11 protein-coding genes are annotated in these 14,987 nt (G+C 34.8%); all 11 read left to right on the plus strand.

Annotated elements, in window-relative coordinates:
• Nucleotides 1–4 precede the first annotated feature (4 nt).
• Nucleotides 5–1,309, plus strand: a complete 1,305-nt coding sequence (locus ACZ2G2_RS07775; RefSeq protein ID WP_101202237.1) for a c-type cytochrome — start codon at nucleotides 5–7, stop codon at nucleotides 1,307–1,309.
• Between the two features lie 75 nt (nucleotides 1,310–1,384).
• Complete coding sequence (locus ACZ2G2_RS07780) at nucleotides 1,385–4,498, plus strand: TAT-variant-translocated molybdopterin oxidoreductase (protein WP_470394890.1); 3,114 nt, start codon at nucleotides 1,385–1,387, stop codon at nucleotides 4,496–4,498.
• 33 nt (nucleotides 4,499–4,531) lie between these two features.
• Entirely contained in the window at nucleotides 4,532–5,989 is a 1,458-nt protein-coding gene (nrfD, locus tag ACZ2G2_RS07785; protein WP_090836400.1) for an NrfD/PsrC family molybdoenzyme membrane anchor subunit, read from the plus strand.
• Between the two features lie 3 nt (nucleotides 5,990–5,992).
• Nucleotides 5,993–6,523 (plus strand): DUF3341 domain-containing protein, encoded by a 531-nt coding sequence (locus ACZ2G2_RS07790; RefSeq protein ID WP_090836398.1) that lies wholly within the window; start codon nucleotides 5,993–5,995, stop codon nucleotides 6,521–6,523.
• A 9-nt stretch (nucleotides 6,524–6,532) separates the two neighbouring features.
• Nucleotides 6,533–7,090 (plus strand): c-type cytochrome, encoded by a 558-nt coding sequence (locus ACZ2G2_RS07795; protein WP_470391745.1) that lies wholly within the window; start codon nucleotides 6,533–6,535, stop codon nucleotides 7,088–7,090.
• 26 nt (nucleotides 7,091–7,116) lie between these two features.
• Complete coding sequence (locus ACZ2G2_RS07800) at nucleotides 7,117–8,499, plus strand: quinol:cytochrome C oxidoreductase (RefSeq protein WP_470391746.1); 1,383 nt, start codon at nucleotides 7,117–7,119, stop codon at nucleotides 8,497–8,499.
• Nucleotides 8,500–8,528: 29 nt separating this feature from the next.
• Nucleotides 8,529–9,605 (plus strand): cytochrome c oxidase subunit II, encoded by a 1,077-nt coding sequence (locus tag ACZ2G2_RS07805; RefSeq protein ID WP_090836394.1) that lies wholly within the window; start codon nucleotides 8,529–8,531, stop codon nucleotides 9,603–9,605.
• 32 nt (nucleotides 9,606–9,637) lie between these two features.
• A complete protein-coding gene (locus ACZ2G2_RS07810; protein WP_470391747.1) occupies nucleotides 9,638–11,428 on the plus strand; it encodes a cytochrome c oxidase subunit I in 1,791 nt (596 codons plus the stop codon).
• Nucleotides 11,429–11,536: 108 nt separating this feature from the next.
• Nucleotides 11,537–12,559, plus strand: coding sequence for a Holliday junction branch migration DNA helicase RuvB (gene ruvB, locus ACZ2G2_RS07815; RefSeq protein ID WP_090836390.1), 1,023 nt, complete (start codon nucleotides 11,537–11,539; stop codon nucleotides 12,557–12,559).
• 71 nt (nucleotides 12,560–12,630) lie between these two features.
• Entirely contained in the window at nucleotides 12,631–13,953 is a 1,323-nt protein-coding gene (locus ACZ2G2_RS07820) for a cytochrome P450 (protein ID WP_470391748.1), read from the plus strand.
• A gap of 8 nt (nucleotides 13,954–13,961) precedes the next feature.
• The gene (queG, locus tag ACZ2G2_RS07825) at nucleotides 13,962–14,885 is read left to right on the plus strand and encodes a tRNA epoxyqueuosine(34) reductase QueG (protein WP_090836386.1); all 924 of its coding nucleotides are present in this window, start codon (nucleotides 13,962–13,964) and stop codon (nucleotides 14,883–14,885) included.
• Nucleotides 14,886–14,987 lie beyond the last annotated feature (102 nt).

Below are 14,987 nucleotides of genomic sequence, written 5' to 3' on the forward strand. Positions count from 1 at the left end.
TAATATGAAACAGGTGATTCACCGTAAGTTAAGTAGTAACTACCTTCGTTTAAGCTTAATTTTTTTACTAACGTTCTCAACATCAATCTTCGCTCAAGATGGCGACCCTGTTGTTGGTAAATCATTATTTAATGCTAACTGTATAGCTTGTCACAAGCTTGACAAAAAAATGACTGGTCCCGCTTTGCGTAAAGTGGAATCGCGTTTGGCTGACTCAGAAGGTTTAGATAGAGAATGGTTTTACAAGTGGATAAAAAACAGTGCTGGTTTAATTAAGTCTGGTGACGCATATGCGAACAAGATTTATAATGAGTACAATGGTGCTGCCATGAGTGCTTTTCCTACTTTGTCAAATGCGGATATAGATAATATCTTAGCATATACTGCAGAGGATGCTGCTCCAGCTCCAGCGCCTGTACCAGGTGGTACTGACGGAGGAGGTTCTTCAACGTCTCAAGAAGGTGGTATTTCAAATAAGTTAATTTTAGGAGCTTTAGGTGTGTTGTTTGCTTTATTGGCAGGTGCATTGTTTTTAGTAAATAAAACGCTTCGTAATTTTGCAGATGCAAAAGGAGTTGCTTTAACTGAAACAAAACGTACGCCAATTTGGAAAGCTTTTGTTCAAAATCAATTTTTAATATTTGTAACTGTTATTGGTTTATTATTGGCTAGTGCTTATTTTGTATATGGATTCTTTATGCAAGTAGGAGTTAATCAAGGATATCAACCAGTACAACCTATACATTATTCACACAGAATTCATGCTGGAGATAATGGTATCGATTGTAAATACTGTCACTCTTCTGCAAGAGTTAGTAAGCATTCAGGTATTCCATCATTAAACGTATGTATGAACTGTCATAAATCTATTTATGAAGTTGCTCCTGAAACGCAAGCGGAAGGTTTAGCTGAATATGGTGTTGATTATAACGCTGAGATTAAAGAATTGTACAAAGCTGTTGGTTGGGATGATGCCGAGCAAAAGTATACAGGAAAGTCTTCTCCAGTAAAATGGATTCAGATTCATAAGTTACCTGACTTTGCATATTTTAATCACTCGCAACACGTTGTTGTTGGAGGTATTGAATGTCAAACGTGTCACGGTCCTATTGAAGAGATGGAAATAGTTTCTCAACATGCGCCATTAACAATGGGGTGGTGTATTAACTGTCACAGAAAGACTGACGTTAAAGTAAAAGATAACGCATATTACACTAAGATCCACGAACAATTGTCTAAGAAGTACGGTGTTGAAAACCTTACAGCCGCACAAATGGGAGGATTGGAATGTGGTAAATGTCATTACTAATAACAAAATGACGCTTTTCCAGTACAATGGAAAACTTGAAAATAATTAATAAAGAAATAAATTCAATTATATAATATGTCATCAAACAAGAAATACTGGAAAAGTGTTGAGGAGCTAAAAGATAGCTCTATTGTTGAGACGCTAAAACAAAACGAATTTGTTCAAGAAATTCCTACTGATGAGTTCTTAGGTGATAAGGATACATTAGAAGCTTCTTCAACAACACGTCGTGATTTCTTAAAGTATGTTGGTTTTAGTACAGCTGCTGCATCCTTAGCAGCCTGCGAGGGACCAGTAGTTAAGTCTATCCCTTATGTGGTGCAACCAGACAGAATAGTGCCTGGTGTTGCTAATTATTATGCAACAACTATTGCTAACGGATTTGATTTTGCAAGTGTTTTAGTTAAGACTCGAGAAGGTCGTCCAATTAAAATTGAAAACAATACTTTAGCTGCAACCAATGGTCATGCAAATGCTAGAGTAAATGCTTCAGTTTTAGATTTATATGATAGTACAAGAGTACAAGGTCCGATGAAAGGTGGAAACGCTATTTCATGGTCAGATTTTGATTCTGAAACAACACAAGCTTTAAATGGTTTGAAAGATTCAGGAAAGCAAATCGTTTTGTTAACTCAAACTTACGCTAGTCCATCAACATCTAAATTAGTTGCAGAATTTACTGCTAAATACGGTAATGTAAACCATGTGGTTTATGATGCGGTTTCAGAGTCTGCTGCTTTAGATGCTTACCAAGCAAAATATGGTGAGAGAGGTTTAGCTAATTACGATTTTTCAAAAGCTATGACTGTAGTATCTGTGGGAGCAGATTTCTTAGGAGATTGGCAAGGAGGTGGATTTGATTCTGGATATTCTAAAAAAAGAATTCCAGCGCATGGAAAAATGTCACGTCATATTCAGTTTGAATCTAATATGTCTATATCAGGTGCAAACGCTGATAAACGTGTTCCATTAACGCCAACACAACAAAAATTAGCTTTAGCACAATTACATAGTTTAATCGTAGGGGGTTCAGTCAATACAAATGACTTGCCTGCTAAAATTAAAGAGGCTGTTCAAAAAACTGCTTCTGAGTTGATTAAAGCTGGTAGTAATGGTGTTGTAGTAACAGGTATTCAAGATGTAAATGCTCAAACTGTTGTTTTAGAAATAAACGCAAAGTTAGGTAGTAAAGCATTTGATCCTAAAACACCAATAAAAACACGTCAAGGTAACAATAAAGATGTTCAAACTTTAATTGCTGATATGAAAGCAGGTAAAGTAGGAGCTGTTATCATGAGCGGTGTTAATCCAATGTATACATTACCTAATGCTAACGATTTTGCAGAAGGTTTAAAAAATACGACGTTATCAGTAGCGTTTACTTCTAAGGAAGATGAGACTGCTGGTCTAGTACAATATATAGCAGCAGCACCACATTATTTAGAGTCTTGGGGTGATGTTGAGTTAAAGAAAAGTCACTTTGCTTTAATGCAACCAACAATAAGACCATTATTTGACACAAGACAGTTTCAAGATACTTTATTAAAGTGGACTGGAAATACAGTGGCATTAAATGAATACATCAAAACGACTTGGAAAGCATCTATCCTTAATGGAGGTTCTTACAACCAAGCTTTACATGATGGAATTTTTGTAAGTAATAGTTCTACTACAGAAGTTGTCGCTGAGGAAGTTGAAATAGAAGAAGTACCTGCTAGCAATGCAGCAAGAACTTTAGCTAGTTCGGCTAAAGGTTCAGGTGTTGAGTTAACATTGTATTCTAAAACAGGAATGGGTGATGGACAACAGGCAAATAACCCTTGGTTACAAGAATTTCCTGATCCTATTACAAGAACATCATGGGATAACTACTTAACTGTATCTAAGTCTGATGCAGAAGCGTGGGGGATTGTTAATGAAAACGATTCTACAGGAGCTTTAAATGGTAGCTATGTTACTTTAAAAGTTAATGGTTCTCAATCGTTAATTGTACCAGCAATTATCCAACCAGGTCAAGCAAAAGGAACTGTAGGATTAGCGTTTGGTTACGGTAGGACTTCAGGTCTTAAAGATGAAATGAAAACGGGTGTTAACGCGTTTACATTATACAACGAATTTAATACAGTTCAAAGTGTATCTATTGAGCCTGCAACTGGAATGCATGAATTTGCATGTGTACAGTTACAGAATACTTTAATGGGACGTGGCGATATTATAAAGGAAACGACATTAGAGATTTTTAATACTTATGACAGTCAAGATCATAAGCATGGGTGGAATAGAATACCAATGGTATCTTTAAACCATGAAGAAACTCCAGTAACGTCTCCAGAAGTAGATTTATGGGATGAATTTGATCGTTCAATTGGACATCACTTTAATCTTTCAATAGACTTAAATGCTTGTACAGGTTGTGGAGCATGTGTTATTGCTTGTCACGCTGAAAACAACGTGCCAGTAGTAGGAAAAGAAGAAATTAGACGTAGTCGTGATATGCACTGGTTACGTATTGATAGATATTACTCATCAGAAGATACATTTGCTGAAGATGATGCTAAAAAAGAAGGGTTCTCTGGTTTATTTGGAGATAACGGTTCTTTAGGAGGTTTTGGAGAATTAGAAGATCCTGCAGATAATCCACAAGTAGCATTTCAACCAGTAATGTGTCAACATTGTAACCATGCACCATGTGAGACTGTTTGTCCTGTAGCTGCTACAGCGCACGGTAGACAAGGTCAAAACCATATGGCATACAACAGATGTGTTGGTACTAGATATTGTGCAAACAACTGTCCGTATAAAGTAAGACGTTTTAACTGGTTCTTATACAATGGAAATGACGAGTTTGATTACCATATGAACAATGATTTAGGTCGTATGGTAATTAACCCTGATGTTACGGTTCGTTCTCGTGGTGTAATGGAAAAATGTTCTATGTGTATTCAAAAAACACAAAAGACTATTCTAGACGCTAAACGCGATGGACGTGAGATTAAGGATGGTGAGTTCCAAACAGCTTGTTCTGCCGCTTGTGGTAATGGAGCAATGATTTTTGGAGACATCAATGATAAGGAAAGTAAAGTTGCAAAACTTTTAAAAGACGATCGTATGTATCACTTATTAGAAAGTGTTGGTACCAAGCCTAATGTGCAGTACCATACTAAAGTGAGAAACACGAAAGAAGCATAAAAAGGATTAATTAATAAACAATTATAAAGGATTATGGCGTCTCATTACGAAGCACCTATTAGAAGACCTTTGGTTACCGGTGAGAAATCTTACCACGATGTAACTGTAGATATCGCAGCTCCTGTAGAAGGTAAGGCTAACAAACAGTGGTGGATTGTATTCTCTATCGCACTTGTAGCTTTTCTTTGGGGAATAGGTTGTATTATTTATACCGTTTCAACAGGTATTGGAACTTGGGGTTTAAACAGAACAGTAAACTGGGCTTGGGATATTACTAACTTCGTTTGGTGGGTTGGTATTGGTCACGCAGGAACATTAATTTCTGCAGTACTTTTATTATTCCGTCAAAAATGGAGAATGGCTATTAACCGTTCTGCGGAAGCCATGACAATTTTCTCTGTAGTTCAAGCAGGTTTATTTCCAATTATTCACATGGGTCGTCCATGGTTAGCATATTGGGTGTTACCAATACCAAACCAATTTGGTTCGTTATGGGTAAACTTTAACTCTCCTTTACTTTGGGATGTTTTCGCAATTTCTACTTATTTATCGGTATCATTAGTATTCTGGTGGACAGGTTTATTACCAGATTTTGCAATGTTACGTGATAGAGCTGTTAAACCTTTTCAAAAGAAAATTTATAGCTTATTAAGTTTTGGATGGACAGGTCGTGCAAAAGACTGGCAACGTTTTGAAGAAGTATCTTTAGTGCTTGCAGGATTAGCGACACCATTAGTATTATCAGTACACACAATTGTATCTTTTGATTTTGCTACTTCAGTAATACCTGGATGGCATACAACTATATTCCCTCCATATTTCGTGGCAGGTGCTGTATTCTCTGGTTTTGCAATGGTAAATACATTACTTATCATTATGAGAAAAGTATGTAACTTAGAAGACTATATTACTGTACAACATATCGAGTTAATGAATATTGTAATTATGCTTACTGGTTCTATAGTAGGTGTTGCATACATAACTGAGTTATTTGTTGCATGGTATTCTGGTGTAGAGTATGAGCAATACGCTTTCTTAAACAGAGCAACTGGACCTTATGCATGGGCATATTGGGCAATGATGTCTTGTAATGTATTTTCACCTCAGTTTATGTGGTTTAAAAAATTACGTACAAGTATTATGTTCTCTTTCGCTATTTCGATAGTTGTAAATATCGGAATGTGGTTTGAGCGTTTTGTAATTATCGTTACATCACTACACAGAGATTACTTACCTTCTTCTTGGACAATGTTCTCACCAACATTTGTTGATATTGGAATTTTTATCGGAACAATAGGGTTCTTCTTTGTACTATTCTTATTGTACTCTCGTACTTTCCCAGTAATAGCACAAGCAGAGGTTAAGACTATATTAAAGTCTTCTGGTGATAATTATAAAGCTATCAGAGAAAGAGGTGATAGTTTAGTAGGGACAGGAGCTGATGCTAGAACGTCAGTAGTGAATAATAAAGAAACTAATAATTTAAAGTAGCATATGGAAGCTTCAAAAGTAATTCACGCTATTTATAACGATGACGATGTGTTAATGAATGCAGTTAAGCAAGTCAAAGCTGCAAAGTACCACATTGACGAAGTTTATACACCTTTTCCAGTTCACGGACTAGATAAGGCAATGGGATTAGCTCCAACACGTTTAGCAATTTGTGCATTTATGTATGGTTGCGTTGGTTTAACTGTAGCCACATTAATGATGAATTTTATCATGATTGAAGATTGGCCACAAGATATTGGTGGGAAACCTAGTTTTAGTTACCTAGAAAACATGCCGGCATTTGTACCAATTATGTTTGAGCTTACAGTATTTTTTGCAGCCCATTTAATGGTTATAACATTCTACTTAAGAAGTAAAATGTGGCCATTTAAAAACGCTGAAAATCCAGATCCAAGAACTACAGATGATCATTTTTTAATGGAAATCTCTGTTACTGGAAACCAAAATGAATTAGAAAGTTTATTAGGTCAAACTGGAGCGGTAGAAATTAACATAGTAGATAAAGCACATTAATTAGATATAATGAAGCATTTAATTAAAATATCAATCATAGCATTAATAGCAGTATCGTTTACTTCTTGTAATAATAGTGCGCGTCCAAATTACCAATACATGCCAAACATGTATGAATCTGTTGGATACGAAGCTTACCAAGAGTCAAATGCATTTGCAAATGGTGTTGAAGCACAATTACCAGTCGATGGTACAATTCCTAGAGGTTATACACCTTTTGAGTATTCTAGCGATGTTTCTGGTTATAATTTAGCTAAGGCTGAATTAGTATCACCTTTAGATTCAACTCAGTTTGATGAGCCAAGAGCTAAAGAATTATACACTATTTACTGTGGTATTTGTCATGGTAACAAAGGAAACGGTCAAGGTAACTTAGTGAAGAGAGAAAAAATTCTTGGAGTCCCTAGTTATGATGACGCAGGTAGAGCAATAAATGTAGGTAGTATTTACCATGTTATGTATTATGGTAAAAACTCGATGGGATCTTACGCTAACTTTTTAAGCGAAGAAGAGCGCTGGCAAGTAGTTGCTTACGTTATGAAATTAAAGGGAGACCTAGAAAAATAAGATTTAGATAAAGTTTATATACAGATATGTACACACTTTCAAATAGACTAAAAATAGTATCACTTGCCTTAATCGTGGTAGGAGCAATACTATGGGGAACTGGTTATTATACATCGCATCATGTAACGCAAGATGATGTAAAAATTATGTTAGCAGAAGAAGCTAGTCATGGTGGTCATGGAGATGCACACGCAGTTCCGGATACGCATGCTGCTGAAAGCGCTGCGCACGGTGGTGCTCATGCAACTAGTGATCATGCTGAAGCAGGTCATGCAGATGTAGATCATGGTGATGCGCATGCAGAGCATGTAATGCACCAAATACATAACAGACCGTATTCTGCACTATACATTGCAGCATTCTTTTTTATGATGATTGCTTTAGGAGCTTTAGCTTTTTATGCTATTCAGCAAGCAGCTCAGGCTGGTTGGTCTCCTTTATTATTTAGAGTGATGGAAGGGATTACATACTACTTATTACCTGGTGCATTAATTGTAGTAATAATAGCAGTTATTTCTGGAGATCATATTTTTGTTTGGATGAATCCTGATATGGTTAATCCAGAGAGTGCTGATTATGATAAATTAGTAGCTGGTAAAGCTGGTTGGTTAAACACAACAGGTTTTGTTATTAGAGCTTTTATTTTTATTGGAGGTTGGTCAGTTTATAGGTATTTCTCGCGTAAATTCTCCTTAGCTCAAGATGATGCTCAAGAAGGAGATACACGTAATTTTGTTAAAAACTTTCGTATATCTGCAGCATTCTTAGTATTCTTTTTATACACAGAATCTATGATGTCTTGGGATTGGATTATGAGTGTGGATCCACACTGGTTTTCTACATTATTTGGATGGTATGTATTAGCTGGTATGTTAGTATGTGCTGTAACAGTAATGGCTATGATTACAATATATTTAAAATCTAAAGGGTTATTACCTAATGTTAATAATAGTCACATCCACGATTTAGCTAAATTCATGTTTGGTTTTAGTATTTTCTGGACGTACTTATGGTTCTCTCAATTTATGTTAATCTGGTATTCTAACATACCTGAGGAAGTAACTTACTTTATTACAAGAATTGAAGACTATAACTTACCATTCTTTGGTATGGTGGCAATGAATTTCTTATTCCCATTATTATTATTAATGAATAGTGACTTTAAGCGTGTGTCTTGGTTTGTTATCATGGCAGGTGTAGTTATATTAGCAGGGCATTATATTGATATTTTTAATATGATTATGCCGGCTACAGTTGGAGATAGATGGTTTATAGGTATGCCAGAAATTGGTGCAGTGTTATTATTTGCAGGTTTATTCATGTTAATAGTATTCTACGCTATTTCAAAACAATCTTTAGTTCCTAAAGGAAACCCTTTCATTAAAGAAAGTGAAAACTTCCATTATTAATAAAAATTAAATAAAGAAGAACGATAACAATGACGACTTTATTATCAATTTTAGTTTTAGTATTTATTTTCGTTGCAATTTGGCAAATGGTTAAAATCTTTGATTTAACCCAAGTCGGAAAGACAACAGAAAATAATCAAGTTGCAAACGACGACGACAACCGTATTAACGGTTATTTAATGATAGGTTTTTTAATCTTCATTTATGTTATAACAATCGTGTGTTTTGTTAAATGGGGAGATTTACCTTTAATGTCTAATTCTGCTTCAGAGCATGGACCTGGTATTGATAGCTTAATGATCATTTCAATGATTGTTATCTTCTTTGTCCAAACGGTAACTCAGTTTTTATTACACTATTTTGCTTTTAAATACAAAGGTGAAAAAGGTAGAAAAGCTTTGTTTTATGCAGATAACAATAAGTTAGAAGCTATTTGGACTATTATACCTGTAATTGTTTTAGCAGGTTTAATTATTCAAGGTTTATTTACTTGGAATAGCATCATGAATATTGATGAAGAAGCTGATCCAATGGTTATTGAATTATATGCACAACAATTTAATTGGAAAGCGAGATATTCAGGACCAGATAATGCTTTAGGAAAAGCTAACGTAAGATTAATTGATATCAACAGAGCTAATGAATTAGGTGTTGACGAAGCAGATCCTAATGCTCAAGATGACGTTATTGTAAAAGAACTACACTTGGTTGTTGGTAAACCTGTAGTGTTCAAGATGCGTTCTCAAGATGTATTACACTCAGCTTATATGCCTCACTTTAGAGCACAAATGAATTGTGTTCCTGGTATGATTACTCAATTTGGATTTACACCTACTGTAACGACTGCTGATATGCGTGAGACAGAGGAAATGAAAGAGAAAGTATTTAATATTAATGAGATCAGAAGAGGTAAAAGCAAGTCTTTAATTGCTGAAGGTAAGGAAGGTTTAGAACCTTACACATTTGATTATTTATTACTTTGTAATAAAATTTGTGGAACTTCTCACTATAACATGCAAATGAAGATTATAGTAGAAACGCAAGAGGAGTACGACGAATGGATGAAGGGTCAAAAGCTTTTCGTAGATTCATTAGTAAAAAATTAAGAACAAAAATTCAATTTAAAGATTTTTAGATTATGTCAGCACACGTAGAAGAACATGGACATGACGATCATGGTCATCATCATAAAGAAACATTTATAACTAAGTATATATTTAGTCAGGATCATAAAATGATTGCTAAGCAGTATTTAATTACTGGTCTTATAATGGGAATCATAGCTGTAGTAATGTCAATCATGATGCGTATGCAAATTGCTTGGCCTGAAGAGTCAAATCCATTATTCAAAGCATTATTAGGAAAATGGGCACCAGATGGTGTAATGAGTGCAGATATCTATCTTGCATTAGTTACTATTCATGGTACTATCATGGTTTTCTTTGTACTTACAGCAGGTTTAAGTGGTACGTTTAGTAATTTACTTATTCCATTGCAAATTGGAGCTCGTGATATGGCTTCAGGATTCTTAAACATGGTATCTTACTGGTTGTTTTTTACATCTAGTATTATTATGGTATGTTCTTTCTTTGTTGAGGCAGGTCCTGCTGCAGCTGGATGGACAATTTATCCTCCACTTAGTGCATTACCAATGGCTCAAGGGGGGTCTGGTTTAGGTATGACAATGTGGTTAGTCTCTATGGCTATATTTATTGCATCTTCTTTATTAGGATCTTTAAATTATGTTGTAACGGTAATTAATTTACGTACTAAAGGAATGTCTATGACTAGACTACCTTTAACAATATGGGCATTTTTTGTAACAGCTATTATTGGGGTTATTTCTTTCCCAGTTTTATTATCTGCTGCATTATTGTTAATAATGGATAGAAGTTTTGGAACATCATTCTTCTTATCAGATATATTTATTCAAGGTGAAGTTTTACATTACCAAGGTGGTTCTCCAGTTTTATTTGAGCACTTATTTTGGTTCTTGGGTCATCCAGAAGTATATATTGTATTATTACCAGCATTAGGTATTACTTCAGAGATTATTGCAACTAATTCACGTAAACCAATTTTTGGATACCGTGCCATGATTGCTTCAATTATAGCAATTGCATTTTTATCTACAATTGTTTGGGGTCACCATATGTTTATCTCAGGAATGAATCCTTTCTTAGGTTCTGTGTTTACATTCACAACCCTATTAATTGCAATTCCGTCGGCAGTAAAATCATTTAATTATATTACTACACTTTGGAAGGGTAACCTCCAGATGAACCCAGCTATGCTTTTCTCAATAGGATTGGTATCTACTTTTATTACAGGTGGTTTAACTGGAATTATTTTAGGTGATAGTGCTTTAGATATTAACGTACACGATACTTATTTTGTAATTGCTCACTTCCACTTAGTGATGGGTATATCTGCTTTATATGGTTTTTTCGCAGGGGTTTACCATTGGTTCCCTAAGATGTTTGGTCGTATGTTAAACAAAAACTTAGGTTATGTTCACTTTTGGGTAACAGCTGTTTGTGCTTACGGGGTATTTTTCCCAATGCACTTTATTGGTATGGCAGGTTTACCAAGACGTTACTATACTAACACTAACTTCCCATTGTTTGATGACTTAGCTAGTGTAAACGTAGTAATTACAATTTTCGCAATTATTGGAGCTATTTTCCAAATCGTGTTTATCTATAATTTCTTTGCTAGTATCTTTTACGGTAAGAAAGCAGAGCAAAACCCTTGGAGATCTAACACTTTAGAGTGGACTACTCCTGTAGAGCATGTTCATGGTAACTGGCCAGGAGCTATTCCTCACGTATACAGATGGTCTTATGACTATAGTAAACCAGGACACGATGAAGATTTTGTTCCTCAAAATATTCCTCTTAAAGAAGGAGAAGAAGAATTACAACATTAGATTTTTAAATCTATCTATAATATTGAAAAGCCTTTCTGATAATTCGGAAAGGCTTTTTCTTTATATTTGTTTAAGCTGATTGCACTATCAGAATCCAACAATAATTTAATGAACGATAACCTAGATCCAACCAACGAGAATTTTACACCAGAAGAATTTGATGTAGAAAAGCAATTAAGACCATTATCCTTTGATGACTTTACTGGTCAAGATCAGGTTTTGGAGAATCTTCAAGTTTTTGTTCAAGCTGCAGTTGCACGAGACGAAGCATTGGATCATACCTTATTTCATGGCCCTCCGGGTTTAGGGAAAACGACATTGGCTAATATATTAGCTAATGAGTTAGGCGTTGGTATAAAAGTAACCTCTGGTCCTGTATTGGATAAACCCGGAGATTTAGCAGGTTTACTAACTAATTTGGATGAAAGAGACGTCTTGTTTATTGATGAAATCCATAGATTAAGTCCAATAGTAGAAGAGTACCTATACTCCGCAATGGAGGACTATAAAATTGATATAATGATTGAGTCTGGCCCAAACGCAAGGACGGTTCAAATTCATTTAAATCCATTTACTTTAGTTGGTGCAACGACAAGATCAGGATTGTTAACAGCTCCAATGCGTGCACGTTTTGGAATACAAAGTAGGTTACAATACTATAAAACGGATTTATTAACTACAATTATACAACGTAGTGCAGAAATACTAAATGTACCTATATCTATGGAGGCTGCAATTGAAATTGCTGGTCGTAGTCGTGGGACACCTAGAATAGCTAATGCATTGTTACGTCGCGTCCGTGATTTTGCACAAATTAAGGGTAATGGTAGTATTGATATTAAAATTGCTAGATATAGTTTAGAAGCGCTTAATGTGGATGCTTATGGTCTTGATGAAATGGATAATAAAATACTATCTACAATAATTGATAAGTTTAAAGGTGGTCCTGTCGGTATTTCTACTATTGCAACTGCAGTTAGCGAGAGTACAGAAACTATTGAAGAGGTTTACGAACCTTTTCTAATACAACAAGGATTTATTATGCGTACACCACGTGGTCGCGAGGTCACGGAATTAGCGTATAAACATTTGGGTAAAATTAAAGGCCCTATTCAAGGCGGGTTATTTTAACCAATATAATATTTTGAATGTGTTTTCGTATATCGTGAGTCATCAAAAGGGATTTTAAGATTAAAGAATAAATGAAAAATATACCTGAAGTATCATTATTAAAGTTCATTAAGCATTCATTAGAAATTCTTAAAAACCCATTACCTTTTCATAATCGAAACTTTCAATTAAAAGGAGATATTTTTAAGCTTAACGTTGGTTTCAATACAAAAATACACTTTTGTCGTGACGCAGCTTTCGCACAATATGTCCTTCAGAAGAATCAAAAAAACTATGTTAAGTCTAAAATACAGACTGTAGATTTGGTAAAGTATGTTGGTGAAGGTTTATTGACTTCCGAAGGTGCTAAATGGAAAGTACAACGCAAAATGATGCAACCCGCTTTTCATAAAAAGCAATTGCAGAATTTATTAGGCGGAATGCAAGAAACTATTATATCAGAATTTGATAATATCGAGGTTGGTAAAACTATAGACGTATTTCCTATTCTTAATGATTTAGCTTTCCAAACAGTAGTAAAATCTTTATTTACTCAGGCTGCTAATAGTAAGGATATGGATAGGCTTCAATTTATTACGGAGGCTAATCAGCGTATGTTGGTTAAAGAGTTACGACAACCTTATTTAGCTTGGTGGTTTAAAATTGGAGGTGCTTTAAATAAACACCTAAAACTATCTGAAGAAGCTAGATACATTTTAAAGGGCATTGTCGCAGAAAGAAAATTATCTGGTAAACGTTATGACGATTTGTTGGACATGCTATTAGAAACCAGATATGATGATGGTAAAGGCATGGGTGAAGCGCAGCTTATTGATGAAATTTTAATCATTTTTACAGCAGGTCACGAAACAACATCTAATGCTTTAACATTTACATTCCAATTATTAGCTAAACATCCAGAATGGCAAGATAAAATATATCAAGAATGGCAAGCTTTAGGAGGAGATACTGCAGATTTAATGACGCGTGTTGCTTCGTCTAAAGTATGTCAACAAGTATTAGAAGAGTCCATGAGGTTGTATCCACCGGCGTATTTTATAGATCGTGTTAATGTGGAAGCTGATAGTTTTAATGATATGGAATTTGAAGCAGGAAGCAACTTATTGTTTTCGGTTTACGAAATCCATAGGCATCCAAAGTTATGGGAAAATGCAATTGATTTTATGCCAGAACGATTCGCGGATGGTGGACGACAATTTTCTGCCCAATACTTTCCGTTTGGTGCGGGACCAAGAAAATGTATAGGTAATAATTTTGCAATGTTTGAAATGATTATTGCTGTTACAGAATTACTTAAAAAGTATAAAATAGAACCCAAAATTGATGCTATAGAGATCACACCCTTAATTACCCTTAAACCAAAAAATGCGTTTTTAAAATTTGTAAAAAGGTAATTGATTAAGTGATTAATAATAGATCTAAATACACGCAACTTATTAAATCTGAAGCTAAGCGTTTGGGTTTTTTGTCTTGTGGAATTAGTAAAGCTGAGTTTTTAGAAGTTGAAGCTCCTAGATTAGAAAAGTGGTTAAATAATAACATGCATGGACAAATGAGTTACATGCAAAATCATTTTGATAAACGATTAGACCCAACCCTTTTGGTTGATGATTCTAAATCTGTAATCTCATTACTTCTTAATTATTATCCAGAACAAAAGCAATCAGATCAATCTTACAAGTTGTCTAAATATGCCTATGGTAAGGACTATCATGAGGTTATTAAATCTAAATTAAAAGAATTAACGCACTATATTCAAACGGAAATAGGCGCAGTTTCTGGTCGTGCTTTTGTAGATTCTGCACCCGTTTTAGACAAAGCTTGGGCAGCAAAATCAGGTTTAGGTTGGATAGGTAAGCATAGTAATTTATTGACACAGAAAGTCGGTTCTTTTTATTTTATAGCCGAACTAATTATTGATTTAGATCTAGAATATGATACTATTGTTTCTGATCATTGCGGAACTTGTACTGCTTGTATTGATGCTTGTCCCACACAAGCAATTACAGAGCCTTATGTTGTAGATGGTAGTAAATGTATTAGTTATTTTACAATTGAGCTTAAAGATCAATTACCCAACACAATGAAAGGACAATTTGACGACTGGATGTTTGGTTGTGATGTGTGCCAGGATGTTTGCCCATGGAATAAGTTTTCTAAGCCACATAGTGAGCCTCTTTTTAATCCTCACCCAGAATTGTTAGACATGACTAAAAAGGATTGGGATGAGATTACGGAAGATGTGTTTCAAAAAGTGTTTCAAAAATCGGCAGTTAAACGTACTAAATTTTCAGGGTTACAGCGTAATATCGATTTTTTAAAATAGTTAATCGTTAGGATTAAATATACTGCGTTCAAACCCCTTTTTTTCTAACTTCTTTTCTTCTAAAAACCTTACATTTGTAATTCACTAAAATTTAAAGTGGAA

The organism is Olleya sp. KKT75, from assembly GCF_055635485.1.

Excerpts from the sequence above, each read along its gene's own strand:
- ACZ2G2_RS07790 (WP_090836398.1), top strand. The coding sequence starts at position 5,993 with ATGGAAGCTTCAAAAGTAATTCACGCTATTTATAACGATGACGATGTG.
- ACZ2G2_RS07805 (WP_090836394.1), top strand. The coding sequence starts at position 8,529 with ATGACGACTTTATTATCAATTTTAGTTTTAGTATTTATTTTCGTTGCA.
- ruvB (WP_090836390.1), top strand. The coding sequence starts at position 11,537 with ATGAACGATAACCTAGATCCAACCAACGAGAATTTTACACCAGAAGAA.
- ACZ2G2_RS07810 (WP_470391747.1), top strand. The coding sequence starts at position 9,638 with ATGTCAGCACACGTAGAAGAACATGGACATGACGATCATGGTCATCAT.
- ACZ2G2_RS07775 (WP_101202237.1), top strand. The coding sequence starts at position 5 with ATGAAACAGGTGATTCACCGTAAGTTAAGTAGTAACTACCTTCGTTTA.
- ACZ2G2_RS07800 (WP_470391746.1), top strand. The coding sequence starts at position 7,117 with ATGTACACACTTTCAAATAGACTAAAAATAGTATCACTTGCCTTAATC.
- ACZ2G2_RS07820 (WP_470391748.1), top strand. The coding sequence starts at position 12,631 with ATGAAAAATATACCTGAAGTATCATTATTAAAGTTCATTAAGCATTCA.
- nrfD (WP_090836400.1), top strand. The coding sequence starts at position 4,532 with ATGGCGTCTCATTACGAAGCACCTATTAGAAGACCTTTGGTTACCGGT.
- ACZ2G2_RS07795 (WP_470391745.1), top strand. The coding sequence starts at position 6,533 with ATGAAGCATTTAATTAAAATATCAATCATAGCATTAATAGCAGTATCG.
- ACZ2G2_RS07780 (WP_470394890.1), top strand. The coding sequence starts at position 1,385 with ATGTCATCAAACAAGAAATACTGGAAAAGTGTTGAGGAGCTAAAAGAT.